The organism is Syntrophothermus sp. (assembly GCF_013314835.1).
GTDB classification, from domain to species: Bacteria; Bacillota; Syntrophomonadia; order Syntrophomonadales; family Syntrophothermaceae; genus Syntrophothermus; species Syntrophothermus lipocalidus.
Map to the genome: position 1 here is coordinate 15,293 of NZ_JABUEX010000014.1, position 20,615 is coordinate 35,907.

General features: G+C 52.4%; 18 protein-coding genes. 2 read left to right on the forward strand and 16 right to left on the reverse strand.

All coding sequences use genetic code 11. The features are described 5' to 3' along the window. Positions 1-99 precede the first annotated feature (99 nt). Together HPY90_RS06215 and HPY90_RS06220 are read right to left on the reverse strand one after the other, a co-directional pair. Positions 100-885, reverse strand: a complete 786-nt coding sequence (locus tag HPY90_RS06215) for a LytR/AlgR family response regulator transcription factor (protein WP_148216573.1) — start codon at positions 883-885, stop codon at positions 100-102. Positions 886-981: 96 nt separating this feature from the next. Beyond that, complete coding sequence (locus HPY90_RS06220; protein WP_287192455.1) at positions 982-1,530, reverse strand: isochorismatase family protein; 549 nt, start codon at positions 1,528-1,530, stop codon at positions 982-984. Positions 1,531-1,600: 70 nt separating this feature from the next. On the opposite strand from HPY90_RS06220, the gene HPY90_RS06225 reads away from it, so the two are divergent. Next, entirely contained in the window at positions 1,601-2,476 is an 876-nt protein-coding gene (locus HPY90_RS06225) for a radical SAM protein (protein ID WP_287192458.1), read from the forward strand. Positions 2,477-2,542: 66 nt separating this feature from the next. On the opposite strand, the gene HPY90_RS06230 is transcribed toward HPY90_RS06225, so the two are convergent. From HPY90_RS06230 to HPY90_RS06240, 3 genes are all read right to left on the reverse strand, one after another. Then, a complete protein-coding gene (locus tag HPY90_RS06230; protein WP_287192461.1) occupies positions 2,543-4,540 on the reverse strand; it encodes an oxidoreductase in 1,998 nt (665 codons plus the stop codon). Positions 4,541-4,731: 191 nt separating this feature from the next. Next, positions 4,732-5,142 (reverse strand): DUF1285 domain-containing protein, encoded by a 411-nt coding sequence (locus HPY90_RS06235; RefSeq protein WP_287192464.1) that lies wholly within the window; start codon positions 5,140-5,142, stop codon positions 4,732-4,734. Positions 5,143-5,379: 237 nt separating this feature from the next. Continuing rightward, positions 5,380-8,115, reverse strand: a complete 2,736-nt coding sequence (locus HPY90_RS06240) for an aminotransferase class III-fold pyridoxal phosphate-dependent enzyme (protein ID WP_287192467.1) — start codon at positions 8,113-8,115, stop codon at positions 5,380-5,382. Positions 8,116-8,330: 215 nt separating this feature from the next. Between HPY90_RS06240 and HPY90_RS06245 the strand changes: the two genes are divergently transcribed. Beyond that, on the forward strand, positions 8,331-8,477 hold the full coding sequence (locus HPY90_RS06245) for a hypothetical protein (RefSeq protein WP_287192469.1): 147 nt from the start codon (positions 8,331-8,333) through the stop codon (positions 8,475-8,477). A gap of 175 nt (positions 8,478-8,652) precedes the next feature. Here the strand turns inward: HPY90_RS06245 and HPY90_RS06250 are convergent, their stop codons facing one another. From HPY90_RS06250 to fdxA, 11 genes are all read right to left on the reverse strand, one after another. After that, positions 8,653-9,486, reverse strand: coding sequence for an FAD/NAD(P)-binding protein (locus HPY90_RS06250; protein WP_287192473.1), 834 nt, complete (start codon positions 9,484-9,486; stop codon positions 8,653-8,655). Then, on the reverse strand, positions 9,476-10,492 hold the full coding sequence (locus tag HPY90_RS06255) for a 4Fe-4S dicluster domain-containing protein (RefSeq protein ID WP_287192476.1): 1,017 nt from the start codon (positions 10,490-10,492) through the stop codon (positions 9,476-9,478). Before HPY90_RS06255 ends, HPY90_RS06250 begins: the two co-directional genes overlap by 11 nt. Before the next feature lie 15 nt (positions 10,493-10,507). Then, positions 10,508-11,413, reverse strand: a complete 906-nt coding sequence (locus HPY90_RS06260) for a 4Fe-4S dicluster domain-containing protein (RefSeq protein WP_287192479.1) — start codon at positions 11,411-11,413, stop codon at positions 10,508-10,510. After that, positions 11,410-11,844: a hydrogenase iron-sulfur subunit gene (locus HPY90_RS06265; protein ID WP_287192481.1), complete on the reverse strand. Its 435-nt coding sequence runs from the start codon at positions 11,842-11,844 to the stop codon at positions 11,410-11,412. The genes HPY90_RS06260 and HPY90_RS06265 overlap by 4 nt, the downstream gene beginning before the upstream one ends. Then, positions 11,835-13,817: a CoB--CoM heterodisulfide reductase iron-sulfur subunit A family protein gene (locus tag HPY90_RS06270; protein WP_287192484.1), complete on the reverse strand. Its 1,983-nt coding sequence runs from the start codon at positions 13,815-13,817 to the stop codon at positions 11,835-11,837. The genes HPY90_RS06265 and HPY90_RS06270 overlap by 10 nt, the downstream gene beginning before the upstream one ends. Beyond that, positions 13,814-15,040: a CoB--CoM heterodisulfide reductase iron-sulfur subunit B family protein gene (locus tag HPY90_RS06275; protein ID WP_287192486.1), complete on the reverse strand. Its 1,227-nt coding sequence runs from the start codon at positions 15,038-15,040 to the stop codon at positions 13,814-13,816. The genes HPY90_RS06270 and HPY90_RS06275 overlap by 4 nt, the downstream gene beginning before the upstream one ends. After that, positions 15,037-15,606 carry a 4Fe-4S dicluster domain-containing protein gene (locus HPY90_RS06280; RefSeq protein ID WP_287192489.1) on the reverse strand — a complete coding sequence of 190 codons (570 nt, stop codon included), beginning with the start codon at positions 15,604-15,606 and terminating at the stop codon, positions 15,037-15,039. The genes HPY90_RS06275 and HPY90_RS06280 overlap by 4 nt, the downstream gene beginning before the upstream one ends. 616 nt (positions 15,607-16,222) lie before the next feature. Then, positions 16,223-17,626, reverse strand: a complete 1,404-nt coding sequence (gene gltA / locus HPY90_RS06285; RefSeq protein WP_287192491.1) for an NADPH-dependent glutamate synthase — start codon at positions 17,624-17,626, stop codon at positions 16,223-16,225. Next, entirely contained in the window at positions 17,614-18,453 is an 840-nt protein-coding gene (locus HPY90_RS06290) for a sulfide/dihydroorotate dehydrogenase-like FAD/NAD-binding protein (protein WP_287192494.1), read from the reverse strand. Before HPY90_RS06290 ends, gltA begins: the two co-directional genes overlap by 13 nt. A gap of 223 nt (positions 18,454-18,676) precedes the next feature. Further along, positions 18,677-19,528 (reverse strand): NAD(+)/NADH kinase, encoded by an 852-nt coding sequence (locus tag HPY90_RS06295; RefSeq protein ID WP_287192496.1) that lies wholly within the window; start codon positions 19,526-19,528, stop codon positions 18,677-18,679. 414 nt (positions 19,529-19,942) lie between these two features. Next, entirely contained in the window at positions 19,943-20,119 is a 177-nt protein-coding gene (gene fdxA, locus HPY90_RS06300; protein WP_013176228.1) for a 4Fe-4S ferredoxin, read from the reverse strand. Positions 20,120-20,615 lie beyond the last annotated feature (496 nt).

Genomic DNA, 20,615 nt, shown 5'->3' on the forward strand with positions numbered 1-20,615 from the left:
CTGCCATGTTGCTCTTTTGCAACCTGTCGCTGCTCCAAATGACTCGGTCAAGTGAAATTTTAAAGGGATAAACTGACGATTTCTGGGGATGTACTGCCTTCACAGCCCCAATTTCTTGCGCAGCACTTTGGCCCGAGCACGGCTGAGCATTATCTGTTTTTTGGACTTCTCCAGGTTTATCAAATACGAACCTTCACCGAAGGATTCGATTTCTTTGATGCGGTTCAGATTCACGATAAAAGCCTGGTGTACCCGGAAAAACGTATTGCGGTCAAGCCTGTTTTCCAGTTCGTTCAATGTATAGTTAGTCGGATACTCGTTGGTGTCCGTATAAATAAAGACTTTTTTGCCCTGACTCTCGGCGAAAATGATATCCTCCTGATTGATAAGGGTTATCTTTCCCCTCTCCCTAATCGGTATCTTGTCGAATAACACCTCTTCGCGGCGGAGTCTTTTGACAAAAAAATCTATGCGCTCCTTCAACTTTTCTTCCACTCGGTTTTCGATAAGTTTTTCGTGAACCAGCCGTTTCTTAGCCCGGTTTATGGTTTCTTGTAAACGCGAAGGGGTGATGGGTTTCACGATATAATCTAAAGCATCCAGCTCGAAGGCTTGCACCGCAAAATCAGGATGCTGAGTGACAAAAACGATCAGAGGAGGATTGTTCAATTCTCCTACCCTTTGCGCGGTTTCCAACCCGCTCAGTTCGGGCATGTTCACGTCGAGAAAAACCAGGTCCGGTTTCTTATCTTTTATGAGAAGAACTGCCTCTAAGCCATTGTTGGCCTCACCGATGATCTTTACATCCTCTATCTGCTCCAATATATAACGGAGCACTATCCTTTCCCTTTCATCGTCATCGACGGTCATCACGCTCAGATTCACATGCAGCACCCCTGTCTTAAACCGTCCTAATATTCCAACACGATAACTAGTCTGCCATCCCGCCTGCAAGGCTTTGACTCTTCATCTAAACGGCCTTCATTTAAGAAGCTTAGACATTTCTTTGAATGCCGGCCCTTCAGCTACCTGGAGCAGGTCAAAGATAACGGTTTCGGTGTTGGTGATGATAGCCCCCAGATCCCTCATCAACTCTAAACCGCTTTGGTAGTTCTCCTTAAACCTTGAGCCCACAGCATCCCGAACCAGGTACACCTCATACCCTGCCGCTACCAGGTCCCGCACCGTTTGAAAAACACAAACGTGGGTCTCGGTTCCGGTTACGATGATTTGGGAGCGATTCAGTTCCTTCAACTTCTGCTCTACTTCAGGGATAAAGGCAGAAAACAATCTCTTTTCTACAGGAGCGTATTCAGGCAACACCTCCTTGATCTCGCGCACGGTAACCCCCAGACCTTGAGGGTATTGTTCTGTGAGGATCACAGGAATACTCAGGAGCCCGGCCAAGCGCAAAAGCAGTCCGGCGTTGTGGATGATCTTCTCCCTGCGGTCAATCGCGGGCACCAGTTTCTCCTGAAAGTCGATGACCAGCATAAGCGATTCCTTCGCAGTCAGCTTAAATTTGCCCATATTATCCCCCTTTTCTTCTTCTGTAAGTTTTGTTAACCTAGATACGAAACCACCCAGAGAAGGTGAACACATGCGTTATGAAGGTGTCGTGTACCGCCCACCGAGCGAAGCGAACAGTCTATTGATACAGGCAACCATCGGTTGCCCTCATAATAAGTGCACATTTTGTTCTATGTACAAAGGAACCAAGTTCAGAATCAGGCCGGTTGAAGAAATCAAGGCCGACCTGCGTATGGCCAAGATCTATTACGGAGACTGGATAAAGTCTATATTCTTCCCGGATGGCAACACGATAATAATGAAAACCAAGGATCTGGTCGAGATATTTTCTTACGCTCGCCAGCTGTTTCCGTTCTTGGAACGGATTACAGTCTACGGCTCGGCCCGTTTCGTTGACAAGAAGAGCCTGGAGGACCTGATTGCATTGAAAGAAGCAGGGCTTTCCCGCATTCACATGGGCATGGAAAGCGGAGATGATACCGTTTTGTCTCGCATATGTAAAGGAACTACATCGGACCAGATCATTTCGGCCGGATTAAAGCTGAAACAAGCCGGGGTCGAGCTCAGCGAGTACTACCTAGTGGGCATCGGAGGGCCAGAACTGAGCGAGCAACATGCGATAAACAGTGCTCGGGTCCTGAACCAGTTTATCCCTGACTTTATCAGATTCAGAACCTACCAGCCAGTTCAAAACTCGCCGTTGTATGAACAGTACATCAGTGGCGAATTCGAACTCCTAACTCCTCACCAGGCCTTGCAGGAAATCCGGCTGCTTATCGAGAATCTGGATTGCCCAGGTACTATGGTCACCAGCGACCATGTATCCAACTACTGGAATATAACAGGTCGGTTGCCACAGGACCGAGAGGCTATGCTGAAAGAAATCGACTACGCTCTAACCATCCCCGAGTCAACTTTACGTCCCGCTCCTATAACTCACTTGTGATGATTATAACACAATTGGGTTCGACCGCAGAAGATGTTCCTTTCCGCAGCCGAACCCATTCCTTCCCTATATCGCATTGCCCACGTCAAAACCCTCATGTACCGCCTCTAACGCCTTGCGTGGCTCCTTCGCGTCTCCTATTAAATAAGTCTCTGGAAAGGCTTGCTTAATCTCTTCATACAAGGAATTCTCGGGCTTAGATCCGACAGCAACTACCACGGCATCGGCTGGTATCTTTTCGGTTCTTCCCTGGGGATCGCTTACCACTATCCCGTCTTCCTCGATGGCTATGACCTTGGTAGAAGGCCGCAACTGTACCCCCATTCGGGCCAGCTCTTGTAGGATAATCCACCTGGTTGATATGCCTATTCCCCGTCCCATGTTCTTGTCCTGCTCCACAACCACGACCTCTTTGGTACCGCGCTGAGCCAGCTCCCTGATCCGCTCCACGGGTTCCGCCTCATTCAGCAACAAGAACTTAACCGTATCAGCATCGATGGTCCCCATACGGGCAATAAACAGGGCTACCTCGCAGCCCACTGCCCCTCCGCCGATGATCACCACCTTCTTGCCGAGTTCAGGTTCGAACGCCAGTACCTCCCAGGCCCCGACCACGTTTTTAGAGTCAATACCCGGGATATCCGGCATAATCGGCCGGGCCCCGGTGGCGACGACCACGGCATCCGGACCGAATCTCTTTATCTCGCCTATATCCGCTTCCTTTTGAGTCTCCACCTTGACTCCCAGTTCTACTAAGCTGTCTTCCAGGTAATCGATCAAATGAACAAAATCTTGGCGCCCCGGTATGGCGGCTGCGAGTTCTAGCTGACCTCCCAGGTCCACTTCTTTCTCCCAGAGAGTAACGTCGTGACCTCGCGTAGCAGCTACCCTCGCCGCTTCCATACCAGCCGGACCTCCGCCAATGACCAGTACCTTTTTAGGTCGTTCGACCGGGCGAAGTCTGGTCTGGGCCTCGCGTCCCGCCCTGGCGTTCACTAAACACCTGCAGCTTCCACCAACAAAAATCGCATCCAAGCAGCCTTGATTGCAACCTATACATTTACGGATTTCGTGCCACCGGCCTTCTTCTAGCTTTCTCGGCAGCTCCGGATCCGCCATCAAGCCTCTCGCCATACCTACAAGGTCAGCCTGGCCCTCTATGAGAATTTGTTCTGCTATCACCGGGTCGTTTATGCGGTTGCAAGCGATGACTTGAGAATTATTAACAGCCTCTTTTACCGTTCGCGCCAGGTAAGAATAAGCCCCCGGAGGTACGTTCATGGTTATCTGCGGCACCCTAGACTCATGCCATCCCCCGGTAACGCTAAAGAGGTTAGCCCCCGCCTGTTCAAGCCTGGCAGCGAACCTGGCCATTTCTAGGCTGCCGTTGCCGCCCTGCATGAACTCGTTCCCACTCAGTCGTACAGAAATCGGATAGTCGGGACCTATCTCGCACCGAATAGCCTTGATGACTTCTTCCCCAAACCTCGTACGGTTTTCGAATTCTCCGCCATATTCGTCCTGTCTCTGGTTAGTTAAAGGAGAAAAGAACTGGGATATCAGGTAGCCTGCGCTGGCTATGACTTCTACCATATCATACCCAGCTTCAATCGCCCGGCGTGCTGCAGCCGCAAAGCTCGCTTTGACTTCTTCGATGTCTGCCTTTGTCATCTCGCGAGGCATCTCACGGGTCAAAGTCGACGGTAACGCTGAGGGTGCGATGGGCTGAATACCGCTGTACTTAGAATTGGCATACCGTCCGGCCTGAAACAACTGGGCACACGACCTTGCCCCTAGGTCTCTGATTACCTGAGTCAATCGCCGGTGACCGGGTATGTATCGATCGTCCTGAAGTGATACCATTCCCCAGTAGGCACTATGTTTATCAATGGTACATCCCCCGACGACGATGAGCCCTGCTCCTCCTTCCGCCCTTTCCCGGTAAAACTCGATCATCCTGTCGCTGACCGTGCCATTCTCGCAAAAACCCAAATGCATGGGCAGCATTACAATTCGGTTTCTAAGCTCCAATCCTCCAACTTTCACGGGTTCTAATAGTTTCACCTTGACGCCCCCTTTCTCCGCTCTTAATGCCAGCCGACATCCGTAAATCCTCCGCAACTACCGCCGTTTGCCCACCCTTAGCCACAGATAATAACAGATTTTTGCAGATTTATACCGATGATTTATCCCAACTCCGATTATTTGGCCACGGTATACATTAATACAAAATATAGGCACCGGCGCCACTCTATTCAGTTTGCCTTAGGTGGTACTATGTATACGTCGTTTCCCCGCTGTTCGAAGTATTCGGACAGTTTCCAGTACACACCCCGGGACAGCCTCGTGTCTCCCTCCCACCTATAGCTTATATAGGGGACATCGCCTGCGTAATGTATTTTCACCGGCTCGTTTATCTTCATTTCCTGCCGGTCATGGAAAACCAGGGTCAAAGTCTCCTGGCTCTCGTCGATGCCAATGGCATAAAAAGGGACATCCTCGACCACCACTGGAAAGGTTTCATCCCTCAGGTGGATGTAGTAGCCCCCATTTTCGTCCCTTTCTAGGTGACGGGCGAACAAGTTCACTATTGGCAGCCTGAACATCTCGTTTCCATTAGCATACCATTTCCCATCCCGGCCGATCCTGATCTCGGTCACGTACACGAATATTCCCCTTCCTTCTACACGAATGTAAGATTGGACGCTTACTCATGCTGATTGTTGGTATCGGTATTGCTTAATATTATAGTTATTTTCCTTCCAGTTCTCAATTCTCCTTCCAGAAATCACCTGATCAAAAAAACACGGGCACTCAGTCCCGGTCAAAATGAGCATCACGCGAATTGTATCCACGATGGTTGGCCTTTTTCGCAGTGAAATCACATATGATTGTGGTTTTAACTACATTCTGCGCGAATCAGCGTCAGGAATACTATTTAAGCCCCAGGCAGCCTGCTGGCGTCGCAAACTGGCCCGCCACCGTATCTCGTTTATTTCCTCTTCTGTTATTTCTTTCCCCCGCGAATGGAGCGCCGCCAGCCCAAACCCGTGCTTGGCACCGAGCCCGCGCAGATGCTCGACCGTTTCCAAAGGGATACGGCTGCCGATACTGTAATCACGCCCATCGTTTTCAAAGGCTAGGAGCATGGTCTCGGAAAGGCATGCCAGGGCTATCCCTTCCCGGCAACCCAGGTTGGAACCGAAGGCAATGTTGTCCGGAAGCTGTACTAACCCTCCCTCGAGTACGAGCACGTCATTTCTCTCCCGATACACGGCAGGTGACACGTCAGGAGGGCGAGCCACGTCGCACACTACTGCACCGGGCTTGAGGTGCTCGGGACCGATAAGGTAGCCGGGTGAATTGCTGGCAGCAATTATAACATCTGCCGCCCTGAGACCTTTGTCTACCTCCAAAGTGATGGTTATGGGACAGACAGTTCCTAGACGCTTTGCTATCGCCTCCAGCGTGGCAAACGGCCGTGGAGAGTCGGGCGCTCCTAAATAGCAAGCATTTTCGAGCTGCGCTGTGAGCTGCAGGTCCTCTTCCGTGCCGGTTCTTAGCTTAGTCAAAGCCCGGTCCAGCCACCCGGCTAGACCGCGAAGATTCCCTTTGGCCCTTTGGGCCATGGCGTGCTCCACAATTTCGTCGGCCACGATGCCCAGGCGGCGCAGGCTGCTGTTCTTCCTGGCCGGGTTGCCGATAAGGCTAATACGGGTCACCCGTTCCCCCATCAAGATGGCGCATACCCGTCCTATGGAGCCGGTGGCTCCCAGGACGGCCCCCGCAGCCTGATCCAAGTCGGTTCCCATTTTTTCTGCCCCTAGGAACGTGGCTTCGACCGCCACAGCTATGGTGAAGCTATTGCCGCTGGTAACGGGCACCCCGCGTCCCTGCACATCGCGTCCTCCCCGGGTAACCACCGAGGTGTAGGCCCCCAGACCTACCACGTCTGCTCCCAGGTCCCGGGCCATGTCCACCGCCTGCTGTATAACCGGTACGGTGACGCTACGCGGCAGCTTCATCATCTGCTTGCCTCCAAAAGGCACTCCTATCAACCAACCTTCTATCACTTCCCCAGCGCGACAACGTAAAGCCGGCATGTGACAAAGCACTTCTGGTTCCGGGTCAATCGCCTGCCAGTCCAGAAACTTTTCCAACTGGTCTTCCCTAAGCTGTTCAAGTGAAGGGGTTGCGTGAATCAGGTCATCGTGGCCCGGGTAGTGAATTAAGAAAGCAAACCGGTGCGACGGCTTTTCTCCAGGGTTCAGTTCGGAGGACTTAACCTCACGCAAGGTCCACCGGTAATCCTTGACCTGGCCGGGCCGTGTCTCATCTCCCAACAAGTATTTGAACAGCCATACGTAATCCTTCTTATACACGATTTCGCATATTTGATCCAGGGCCGCCACACACCTGTCGATCTCCTCCCACTCAATGGTCAGTGGGGGTTCCAAGCGCACGGTCATGGGATTGTTCAGGAAAGGTGCAGAACGTATGCCATAGACGTTGAGCAGGACCCCGGAAAGCAGGGCACAGAAACCGCCGCGTTTACTTAAGAAAATGAGGTCGAAAGAGTCCTCCGGCGGAAATTCACAAAACTCGAGGCCTACCATCAGCCCTTCGCCCCGCACCTCTTTTATTACCCCGGACCAGCGTTTCTGGACCTCCCTGGTTTTTTCGAGGAGATACTTCCCCTTCTCCCTGACCTCTCGCAGCAATTCTCCTTCATTTTCGAGCAGCTTATCTAAGACTGCCAGACCCACATGACAGGTGAAATTGTTGTTGGCAAAAGTCGAGCTGTGCAGTCTCCCGTAATCCTCGTTCCAAACCCAGGGAGCTGACAGGGCAACGCCCAAGGGAACCAGCCCGCCGCCCAGAGCCTTGGATAAGAGAAGTACGTCCGGCTCCACCCCTTCTTTTTCGCAGGCTAAGAGGTAGCCGGTCCTCCCCAATCCTGTCTGGATTTCATCGACTACGAACATGACCCCGAAGCGCCGACAAAGTTCCTGTGCCGCTTTGAGATACCCAGGAGGAGGAACGATGATGCCCCCTTCTCCTTGAACCGGCTCGACCATAAACGCGGCTATCTCTTCCGCTTCTCGGCTTAACACCTGTTCTAAAGCCTCTAGATCTCCAAAAGGCACCTTTTCAAAACCAGGGACCGGCGCAAAAAAGGGCGACTGGTACACCTCGCGCCCGGTCGCGGACAAAGCTCCCAGGGTTTTCCCGTGGAAACTGTTTTCGCAGGAGAGTATCTTAAATTTCCCGGTAGCGGACCGTACCAGCTTGATGGCAGCTTCTACGGTTTCCGCCCCGCTCTGGGTGAAGGTCGCGTACCGCAGCTGACCTGGAGCAAACTCGGCCAGTTTTTCTGCCAATTCTACGGCTTTCAGCGGAACCGAGGGCTGAACCAGGCTGGGTAGCCCGGCTTCGTGAAACCTGGCAATTGCCTCCCACAAAAAAGTTGGATTGTATCCGAAGGGAACTGCTCCGTACTGGGCTATGAAATCCAGGTACTTCCTTCCCTGTTCATCGTAAAGATAATTACCTTCGCCCCGCACGTAGACCTTGTTAAGTCCAAACATGTCCAGCAATCGATAAAGGGTGGGGTTTAAGATGTCGGGTCTGGCTAACAAAAGTATTCCCCCTTTTCGCAACCCTGTGCACATTCTTGTGCACTACTAGTATATATTGTATTTTTAGCAGAAAACTATGCAGGTGTCAAAACCTTCTAATGGAGTCCTTAATAAACTTAGCCGCTAGGTGCTTTGCCTGCCGCGAATAATTTTCTGTTTTTGGGAAAAAGTAAGATATGAAAACAGTGGTGAATTAGGTGAAAGGAGGTTTACGGGTGGCTGACGACCAGATGAGAACAGATGCCCCTATGGACCTAGGCACTTTCCATTTTCTTAGAACCGGATGGTGGATCTTCCACGTAATCGTTATTGTTGGTATTTTCTATCTGGGTTGGCTGTACGGAGGCAGTGTCTTCCGGTAAAAAACAAGGGGACAGGTTCCCTGATTACGGCCTGATCAAGGAATCTAGTCCCCTCGCTTATCCAAATGGCCTTACACTTCTATTTACGGCAGTCCACCTGCGAATCGGGATCTGAAAACACCCGTTTCTCGGTTTTGTAAGTGAAGGCAGCTAGCCGTTTAGCCGCGAACATCGGCTACCATTCGGGAGGCAGCTGCTTTAACTGGGCCAGGTTGAAAACCGGCCCGTCGAGGCAGATGTACTCGGAGCCGATGTTGCACCGCCCGCATTTACCGATGCCGCACTTCATCCGCATTTCCAAGGTGGTTATAACCTGCTCGTCGCTGAACCCCATCTTTTCCATCGATTTTAACACCAGCTTTATCATTATAGGCGGCCCGCAGATCACGGCGATGGTGTTTTCGGGGCTGGGATTTAACTCCTCGAGGTAGGTAGGAACGAAAGCTACCTTGCCGTCCCATCCCGGCTCAGGCCGGTCGATGGTGATAAAGACCTGAGTGTCAGGCTGGGCCGGCCATTCTTCGAACAGTTCTCGTTTAAAGCAGAGGTCCGCCACGCTGCGCGCCCCGTAAAGAATCTGAATCTTTCCGTACTTTTCCCGGTTCTTAAAGCAGTATTTGATGAAAGACCGGAGCGGGGCTAATCCTATGCCGCCTCCGATGAACAGCATGTTCTTGCCCTCGCATTCCTTAACCGGGAACCCGTTGCCGTAGGGTCCTCTGACCCCGATTTTCTGCCCGATCTCGATCTCGTGCAGGGCATCGGTCAGAACCCCGACCCGCCGTATGGCAAACTCCAGGTGATCATCGGCCTGCCAGGAAACGGAAAACATACCCTCCCCGACCGGCAGCAGAGAGACCATGGCCAGCTGGCCAGGCATTACCGGGAAGGGGATGCCGTTGTCCGTAGTTACGTAGAAAGTCTTAACATCCGGAGTTTCATCGATTATGTCAACCACTTTGGCAATCCCGGGAACCAGGGGATTACCGCACGAGCAGTTACCTGACATCCGCGTTCACCTCCTGCAAGCGGTTTATGATGGAAACGATGTTGATCCCCTGCGGACAGAAAACGATGCAGCGACCGCATCCGGTGCATAAGAAAGTCCCGTAACGTTCGAAGAAGAACTCCAGCTTGTGCAGGAAACGGTTGCGGAACCGGTCCTGCTTTCGCTCCCGCGGGTTATGTCCCCCGGCCATCTGGGTGTATTCGGGGTACATGCAGGAATCCCAGCAGCGGAAACGGTAACCTTCGCTTCCCCTGGTCTTGACCTGGATATCAAAACAGTAACAGCTGGGGCACAGGTAGGTGCAGATACCGCAGTTCATGCAGGGACTTGCCAGTTCGCCCCAGACCGGGTGTTCGAACATGGTCGCCAGTTTTTCAGAAAGACCCTCGGTGTTGATACTCGTAGAGAAAGCCCCCAACTGAGGTTTATCGAAACTCTTCTCGGTCAATATATCACCGAGCTCGCGGGTAAGGGCTTCTCCTTTTTCAGTTCTAGCTTCCCACCCGAAGTCGCCGTCTGACAGATCATATATGATTACGTCCGCAGCCTCCGGCTCCAGCGGATTCACGCCCATGGCCTGGCAGAAGCAGTTAGGTCCGGGCTTTGTGCAGGCGCGGCCAATTACGGCCAGCCCTTCCCGCCTGGCCTTGTAGAAACCGTCTTCGTAGCCCCTGGTCAGGAAAACCAGGTCCAAAGCTGCCAGGGCCTTGCTGTCACAGGCGCGGATCCCGAAAAGAAAGCGGTTTGCGGACTGCTCGCAAACCCCGGTTACTTCTGCCTCCGGGCCGGCAGCCACAAAAGTGTACATCCTTTCCGTTTGGGGCAAAACCACCGCCTTAGGAGATAACAGGGTGTTCAAGCTGTGGAGGTCAAGCTGTCCCTTGGTATCCGGTGACCACAAGCCAAATTCGCTGGTGACACCCTGATTCATGGGTACATAGACCTCGCCTTTTTCCGCAAGCCGGTCAAGTAGAGCTTCTACCTTGTTTTTCGGCAGTACTTTCATCGGTATCACCTCTCTTTATAGGAAGTTATCCGGGTCATCAGGCCGGTACACGCTCAAAGGAGGCTTGGCTCCTTCTTCCAGCTTCAAGCTGGCTTCATAAGGCCCGAATAACTCGTTGACATCCTTGATCAGCTTGCGGTTCAGAAGCATCAGGGGTATACCTACCGGGCAGGCCCGCTCGCACTCGCCGCACTCTACGCAGCGCCCGGCAACGTGCATGGCCCTTACCACATGGTACATCCAGTTATCAGCTAGGTTAACCTCCCGGCCCACCCACTGGGGTCGGGTCTCGTCGAAGATGCATTTCCGGCAGTTGCAGGCCACACAGATCTGCCGGCAGGCGTAACAGCGGATGCACCGAGAAAACATCTCAGCAAAGAATTCGTATCGCTCGGCGGAGGTCATGGCTTCTATCCTTTTTACGTCCGCGAACCTCTCCCCTTCCAGGTGAGGCGCCTGCTCGCTGCCCAAAAGCTCGTCGAATATCACCGGGTTCGGGTGAACGCACTGGCGGCACTTGGCGGCAAGGCTTTCGCCGTCCGGTTTTCCGGCCAGGCCCGAATCGGCCCAGGCCGCAGCTACCGGATCCTTCATGCCGGGACAGGGAATACCTATGATATAAAGCCTTTCTTTGGCAAACTGGTTGTCCTCCACTAACCGCACCACGCCGCGGGAGTCGCAGCCCTTGACAAATATCCCTATTCTTTCATGTCCGTCGCGGTAATCCAGAAGATAGGTGCTCAAGTTGTTGATACAGAATTCGTCGAACACTAGCCTGTCTGCCTCTTGGGGACTACGTATCACTGCGAGGCTACTACGGAACGGCTGGGCTCCTTTTTCCCAGCCCAATATCAAGTCTACCTTCTGGCTTTCTAAAAGCCGTTTCGCTACCTCACGTACCTGGCTCGTAAGTTCTTTCATTTGGCATCCCTCAACTTTCTGGCGGGTCCGACTTTTCGTACATCGCCGACCACTTTGGTTATCACGTCTGCGAACTTCTGTCCTTCCGACCCCGATATCCAGGCAGTGTGGTAACGTTCGGGCTCAAACCCCAGGTATTCGAGGAAGTTCTTCATTAGGGTATGGCGCCTTCTGGCGTAATAATTGCCACTACCATAGTGGCAGTCTCCGGGGTGTCACCCAGAAACCAGCACCCCATCCGCTCCCTGGTTGAAAGCCCGCATTACAAACTGGGGATCGATGCGGCCCGAACAGGGAACCCTGATTACACGCACATCGGCCGGGTACTGCAACCGGTTAAGACCTGCCAGGTCCGCTCCGGCGTAAGAACACCAGTTGCAGGCAAAGGCGATAATCTTCGGTTCCCAGCCGCTCCCGTTATCTATAGACACAGTGCATCCACCTCCGCCACTATTTGTTCATCGGTGAAGCCCTTCAGATTAAGAGCTCCGGACCGGCAGGCCCCGACACAGGCTCCGCAGCCCTGACACAAACCCTCGTTGACCGAAGCCACTTTCCGCTCTATCACATGACCGTGACTCCGTTCCTGAACGGCCTTCATGCTGATAGCTTTGTACGGGCAGATCGGTACACACAACTCGCAACCGGAGCATTTGGAAGCATCCACTTCCGAAACCATGGGCTGCGTGGCCAGTTCACTCTTGGAGAACAGCCCGCAGACCTTGACCGCTGCCGCGCTGGCCTGGGCCACGGTGTCCGGTATATCTTTGGGTCCCTGACAGGCTCCGGCCAGGTATACCCCTCCGGTGAAGGTTTCCACCGGCTGGAGTTTGGGATGGGCTTCCTGGAAGAAACCGTCTTTGTCGGTAGAAAAGCCCACCAATTTGGCCATCTCCTCAGCCCCGTGGGCCGGTACCATGGCTGTAGCCAAAACCACCATGTCCACTTCTACCTCGATTGGCCTTCCCAAAAGGGTATCCTCGCTCTTTAACACCAGGCGGTCCCCGCGCGGGTAGATCTTGCTGACCCGGCCGCGGATGTATTTGGCCCCGGCTTTGAGCGAACGCTGGTAGAACTCCTCGTAGCTCTTGCCAGCAGTACGGACATCCATGTAGAACACGTAGGCTTCAGCCCCCGGTATCTTTTCCAGGACCTGCATGGCGTGTTTGGCCGTGTACATGCAGCAGGCCCGGGAACAGTAGGTCTTGCCTTTGGTGTCGTCCCTTGAACCCACACACTTGATAAAAGCCACGCTTTCCGGTATTTTACCGTCCGAAGGCCGCTTGATCTTGCCTCCGGTAGGACCGGAAGCGTTGACCAGGCGCTCGAAATGGAGACCGGTGATGACGTCCGGGTACTGTCCGTAGCCGTATTCGCCGTAAGTCTGGGTCCAATCGAATAGATCAAACCCGGTAGCCATAACAATAGCTCCAACATTCTCCGTAACTATTTCATCTTTGTCCTCGAAGTTTATCGCTCCGGTAGGGCAAAGCTTGTCGCACACGCCGCACTTGCCGGTCTTGAACTTCCGGCAGTCAGCCGCATCGATAACCGGTTTGTTGGGCACGGCTTGAGGAAAAGCCTTGTAAATTGCGGTCCTGGTCCCCAAGCCGAGGTCGAACTCGCTCTTCAAGTTCCTGCTCGGGCACTTGGTCTCGCAGGTCCCGCAGCCGTTGCATTTGTCCCAATCCACGTATTTCGCCTTGCGGCGAATCGTTACCGTGAAGTTGCCGATATATCCGTTGACAGCCTCCACTTCGGAGTAGGTATACATCTTAATGTTAGGGTGCTGCGCCACAGCAACCATCTTGGGTGTGCTTATTCAGGCCGAGCAGTCTAAGGTCGGGAAGGTCTTGTCCAGCTGGACCATCCTTCCCCCGATGGTGGCCTCCCGCTCCACCAGTATAACCTCGTATCCGGCATCGGCGATATCCAAGGCCGACTGCATCCCGGCAATACCCCCGCCGATAACCAGAGCCCGCTTGGTGATGGGAATGGTTCCGGAGGTGAGGGGCTTGTTCTTCAAGACTTTGAAAACAGCCATTCGGATGAGGTCGATGGCCTTCTTAGTCGCCTGGCCTTTATCAGAATGAACCCATGAGTCCTGCTCGCGGATGTTCACCATTTCGAAGAGGTAAGGGTTCAGGCCCCCGTCGGCTATGGCCTTGCGGAAAGTGTTTTCATGCATGCGGGGTGAACACGAAGCCACGACTACCTGTTCGAGCCGGTGTTCCTTAATCGACTTCTTGATGAGGTCCTGTCCCGGGTCAGAACACATGTACTTGTAGTTGGTCGCGAAAACCACTCCGGGCATGGTAAGGGCTTCTTTGGCCACCCGTTCCGTGTCGATAACCCCCGCGATATTGGTTCCGCAGTCACATACGAATACACCTACTCTTTTCACTCTTTGGTCACCTCCTCAGCCCCGCTCTTAGCCTCTTTCTTTAAAAACGCTTCTGCGACCTTGACTGCCTTTTCTCTATCCTGGGCCATCATCTGGGCTACTTTCTTCATCTTCTCCGGGTCCTTACTGAACAAACGAGCTGCTTGCTCGACCTTCTCCTGGTCATCCGGGAAAAGCCGCTCGGCGAGCTTCACCGCGCCTTTGTTGAGCTCCACGGGCTGCGTTTTCTCTCCTGACTCGGGTGCCGGTTCCTCGGTCGATTTCTTCTCTAGCTGTCCCTGTTGTGTAGCTTCGGCGATTTTTTCGGAAATCTTCTGAGCCTTCTTTCCTTCTGGCTCGGCAGGCGGTTCCTCCATCTCCTGCGGTAGATGAGTTATGTGATAAAAGGCCTCCACGAAGTGGCGGTCGATACCGACTTCTTTGGGAGATACACCGCAAGCAACCGCCACCAGTTCGGTGATGTAATAAACGGGCAGGTTAAACTTGACCCCAAACGTTTTCTCTACCTGGCTTTGGCGCATGTCCAGGTTCATGTGGCAGAGCGGGCAGGCGGTCACTATGCTGTCTGCCCCCTGCTCAAGGGCGTTCTTAAGTATCGCGTAGGTCATCTTGAGGCCTACATCCGGTCTCATGGTAACGAGCGAAGCCCCGCAGCACTCCGTCTGGTACGACCACTTGACCGGGTTCGCTCCCAAAACCTTCATTATATTGTCCATGGACTGGGGGTACTCCGGGTCATCAAACCCCGTGTATTCGACCGGTCTTACCAAGAGGCAGCCATAGTAACAGGCCGGTTTCATCCCTTTTAAGGGATTAGTCACCTTGGCAGCAATGGCCTCCAGCCCTACCGTCTGCACCAGCACTTCTAATATCGATAAGGTACGGTTGCTGGCAGTGTAAGGCATGCCTATGGCCTCCCGAACCCTCTCGGCCAGCTCCGCGTCCTCGCGCACCAGGTGTTCGGTAGCGCGGGACCGGCTGTAACAGGCGGCGCAAGGGGCCAAAACATCCAGTCCTTCTTTTTCCGCTATGGCAAGATTCCGGGCGGGAAGAGCAACCGATAACAGTTTGTTAGTGCTGTGGGCCGAAGTCGCACCGCAGCAGCCCCAGCCCGGGATCTCCTCCAATTCCACCCCCAAAACCGATGCCGTCTTCTGGGTAGAAAGGTTGTACTCGATGGCACTGGCATCCAAGGAGCATCCGGGATAGTAAGCCAGCTTCAACTCCGGTCACCCCCCATCTGCCTTACCCGTTCAAATATGTTCTTCACTTCCTGCCTTCCTTTTACCGCAGCCGGCAGGAGGTGTACCTTACCCCGCGTAAACATGGGTAGACCTAAATCCATGTCCTTGAAAAGCTGACCGGTCTTCAGGTTGAATTGCAGCGTCAGCTCTACCTCGTGCACTCTTCCGTACTTCTCAACCAGATTCAGGAATGCCTGGTTAAAAGATGCTACCTTCTTGTCGGTGACAAACCCTTGAGCTAATGCCTCCCGGCGCATAGCGTCCATCAGAGATGCTATATCCACCCCGCGCGGGCACCGGGCAGTACAAGTTTCACAGGTCGCGCATATCCATATGCTTTCGGCCTTCAGCGCCTCATCTACCAACTCAAGCTGCAAGAGTCTTATAACTTGCCGGGGCGTATAGTCCATAGCAAAAGCCACAGGGCAACCGGCCGCGCACTTGCCGCACTGGTAGCAGAGACTGACCTCGGTACCGCTCTCCCGCTCGATACGCCGGATAAATTCCTTTTTGGCGGGATTGGGAGCCACCAAGACCCTCTCCATCTCCTTCTCTCCCTTCCATAAATGTATTCAGCCCCAAATAGAGCATGATAGCTAGTACTTGTTAATTAATTCACAGATACTCGATATATCGCGGGTTTTCATATATTAAGTATCTTAATTTAAGGTCCCGGCAATTGCAAGCTGTATACACCAACTATATGCATTATGCAATAAAAACGGGGAGAACCCGATCAGGTTAAACTCCCTCCTACATCAGCTACTTATGCATCATTGAAGCGGTTACCTTTGCTAAATTAGGCAAACTTGCTTTCGCAATACATGTTCAGTTGGTCGTTCTTCCACACGAGGCATTGGGCCACTTTGATGCCTATCCCAAGGAACAAAGCTTTGACAGCCCTAAAACTGACTCATGATTAGGAAAGACTTTAAGAACTCTTTCTCGTTGGTAAAATTCCTCAATTGGCCATTTTTGTAAAAACCACTGCATCAACAATAATGACGATAAAAGGGGGAGAATCGTAATGAGCTACCAGAGCCACGTCCGCTCTGGGGCTTTGGGCCAATATCATTTAAACTCTGGCCCTGTATAGACAGTCATGCGGACTCAACTCACCATCCTCCCCACTCGATGAATTCACCAGTCTGCCTCTTTTCCTTATCCTTTGCTCTGAATGTACTCGTGTATAGCTCTAGCAGCTCTTTTCCCTGCCCCCATCGCTAAAATAACAGTAGCTGCCCCGGTGACTATGTCCCCGCCTGCAAAAACCCCTGGAATGGAAGTCTGCCCCGTGGTCTCATCAACTACTATATTCCCCCTCTTATTTGTTTTCAGGTTTGGGGTTGTTTGCTGTATCAAGGGATTGGGTCCCTGCCCGATAGCCATTATTACTGTGTCTACTTGCATCTCGTATTCCGAACCCTTTATTGGTATGGGGCTTCTCCGTCCCGACTCGTCCGGCTCTCCCAGTTCATATCTCTGACATACCATGGATGTTACCCTTCCCTCTTCATTTCCTTTAATTTCTACAGGACTTGTGAGAATCTCAAAGTGCACTCCTTCCTCGCGGGCGTGTTCGATTTCTTCACGGCGAGCAGGCATTTCTTCGAAGGAACGACGGTAGACAATATATGATTCCGCCCCCAAACGAAGAGCTGTACGGGCTGCATCCATTGCTACATTTCCTCCCCCAATAACCGCTACTCGTTTTCCTACTCTTATGGGAGTTAGGTATTCAGGGAATCTGTAGGCTTTCATCAGATTGTTGCGGGTCAAGAATTCGTTCGCCGAATAGACTCCATTTAGGTTTTCTCCTGGAATGTTCATGAAGGATGGCAAACCCGCACCCGTTCCAATGTACACAGCATCATATCCTTCCTGCAAGAGCTCGTCTATGGTACCCAGTTTACCTACCACATAGTTGGTTTTGATTTCCACGCCCAGCTCGACGATACTGGCTATCTCCCGGGCTACTATGGATTTGGGCAACCGAAACTCGGGAATCCCGTAGACAAGTACACCTCCCGGCATATGCAAGGCTTCAAAAACAGTTACCTTGTAACCCATAAGGGCGAGATCTGCCGCTGCCGTAAGTCCTGATGGTCCTGATCCCACTATAGCTACCTTCTTGCCATTGGATTTTGCCTTCTTCACAGACCGGCTTCCGTGCGCCATCTCCCAATCAGCCACAAATCGTTCCAATCTTCCGATGGCTACCGGTTCGTGCTTCTTGCCAACAGTGCATTTTTTCTCGCACTGGTTTTCTTGAGGGCACACTCTTCCACAAATGGCGGGCAGATTGTTTTTCTCCTTAATGATGCTTATGGCCCCCGCGAAATCCCGCTCAGTTATCTTTTTTATGAAGGCCGGAATATTGATTTCTACCGGGCAGCCTTCCATACAAGGACTGTTCTTACACTGGATACAACGCTGGGCTTCTGCTACTGCAGTGTCTTCGTCATACCCCAGTGCCACCTCATTGAAGTTGTGGCAGCGTTCTTTCGCATCCTGGTGGGGCATAGGGTGCTTGGTAGGAATAATCTTTCTTCTTACTTCTGACATTTGCATCCCCCTTTACGGTGAAAACTCTGCATCGCTAATCGTTCCTCTTCAACAAACATCCTTGAACGCTGCAGTACCAATTCCCAATTCACCTGGTGGCCGTCGAATTCGGGTCCGTCCACGCAAGCGAACCTGGTGGCATCCCCTACTTCAACCCTGCATGCCCCGCACATACCGGTCCCGTCTACCATTATCGGGTTAAGGCTTACCGTTACCGGGACCGTTTCCGGGGTAACACGGCATACAGCCTGCATCATGACGACCGGGCCGATAGCCACTACCTTGTCCACTTTTTTCCGGGCCAGCACGTCAACCAGCACATCGGTTACAAATCCTTTACGGCCAGCGGTCCCATCATCTGTGGCCACGTACAGTTCGGAACTTATCTGCCGCATCTCGTTTTCCCAAATAAGCATGTCCCGGGTACGCGCACCGATTATGGATACCACCCGGTTCCCGGCTTCTTTCAGGGCCCGGGCGATGGGGTATACCGGGGCTACTCCCACTCCACCCCCTACACATACCACCGTGCCAAAGTTTTCTATCTCGGACGGGCACCCTAAGGGACCTACGAAATCAAGGATGCTGTCGCCTTCCCGAAGTTCACCCAGCAATTCGGTAGTCTTGCCCACTTCCTGGAATATGAGGGTGATCGTGCCGGCATTGGTGTCGTAATCGGCAATGGTAAGAGGTATTCTTTCTCCTTCCTCGTCAATCCGTAGTATAATGAACTGGCCGGGCCGGGCCTTACGTGCGACTTCCGGCGCCTCGATTTTAAATAGCTTGATCTTTGGTGCCAGTTCCTCCCTGAACACTATTGCGTACATCTTACAACCCTCCATTCGTCACATGTAATGGTGAAATGAAACAAGGAGTTATCAACCATATCCGTATAACAGTAACACCTCCTTTGCCCTCCAGAAACGTAAAGGAATCGAGCATATTTCTCCTTCTACGCGTACTTTGATTGCTCTTGTGTTTTAGTCCTGTCGGTCGGAATCCTTCTAACCTTCACGCCCGTGTACCGTTCCGAGACATATGGAACACGGTTCATGGTGTTTGATTATGAGACACTAACCGGAGGGTTTCTTCTACACTACCCATACGCTGCCATAGTTTTGTAAGCTGGCCAACCACCGGTTTGAGTTGGATAAAGCGGGCCACCTCACTGGCTCGCTCAACCAGAATCTTGTCGTTGCTAGCAAGAAATATGGTTTCTTCTCCGTCGATGGACAGGGTAATCTTCCGGTCAGAGTCAACTACAAACTCGAGGCGCGAATCGGCGCCGACCACGAGGGACCTAGCACTGCCAAACTGGGGGCTAATAGGTGTAATTACAATCGCTGCCACGGATGTACTTAAGATAGGCCCCCCTGCCGACAACGAATACCCAGTAGACCCCGTAGGAGTTGCACAAATAACTCCGTCGCCTCGGTAACTAACGAGAGTCTTACCATTGAGCTGCAAGTTTAGAGTAACGATATGCGGCGTAGCAGACCTGATAACCACGTCGTTGAGGGCTACCGCCCTTAATAGTGCTTTTTTGTTTTTAATAACCACGGCTTGCAGCATGAGCCTTTCTTCCAGGACATACTCCTGCCTTAGAATTTTGTCCAGGGAAGCCATGACTTCTTCCGGTTCCACACTGCTCAGAAACCCGATTTTCCCCAAATTAACACCCAGTATGGGAGCGCCCAGCCGGCTGAAATGCCGAGCAGCCCTCAGTACGGTCCCATCTCCTCCGAGCACAAAGACTACTTCCGCCCCGTAATTGTAGTTTGGCAGGTCTTGGCTTGTGAGAACGGTGACATCAACCCCTTTGGTGCAGGACAGCCGGGCATGTAAGTCCCTTGCCAGCAAAGTAGCCCGGCAGTCATTCTTGTAAACAATAACTACCTGCACTCGGCCCACCCCTACATAGCACTTGCTACGGTACGCTTAATGCAACTTTCGTGCCACACTCTGACACAATTAGATTCCAGGTGGTAAATATTCACGACGTTATGAGTTTTCTCCATTACTTTAGGTAGGTTCTGGACCAAGCACGAAACGCGTTATAGGACCTGAAACAACTCCCGCATGGGACTCAAACGCCAAGCCCAAACGTACCTTACGGGCACTTATGAGTTGTTATGCGGAACAAGAGGCATAACAACATAGCAAAGGCACAAACCTAAATGCATATTTCGGATGGAGGTCTCCCGGATCAAGCTGAAACACTCAGCCGTTGGCATAGTATCTTCGCGAGTACATAGGTGGTACATACACCCAGCACCTAACTAATTTGCGCGAAGCACCAGCACGGATGAGTCAGTCTTATTCACCCGGAAGCTTCGGAGCTCCCGTAGGACAGGCGTCGACACAGGAACCACACTCCGTACACAGTTCGGGGTCAATAATGTACTTGTCTTCATGCTCTGTTATAGCCCCAACAGGACACTCATCCACACAAACACCACAAGCAACACACTCATCTGTAATAACGTATGACATTGTCTTCCTCCCTTGTTATCCGTGATCGCTGATTGAACTAAAAAAACCATGTCTCTTGTTCCGCTTGTCTTAGTGACCACCACTCTTCATACCCCACATCGCCCTCACGCAAAGCAAAAAAAGCAGTGTGCTCTGCTGGCAGGTCGTAGCAAGAATCATGCCGAACACGACATATCAGGGTTATACCCTCGGTTCGAAGGTAAATTTTAAGCTGCTAAAAGTGCTACCGGATACGATCCGGTACATTTAATTAGGGTCAGTGACCCGAGATGGGACACCCAGGCTATTGTACGGTGTTCGGATTTACTGCACGTGCCGTACAATACGGTCTTTTGCACTGTGATGGAACCGAACGGGCAATAGCCTCATAGTCGGGTCTCATGGAAGGGATAATTATGCGGGGTGCCGTGTTTGCCCTTCTCTCCCACCAGCGTCAGTGATTTGTATGGAGCAAACAATGCGCACCTCTTACACATTTGAGGAAGAAGTCCGGCCT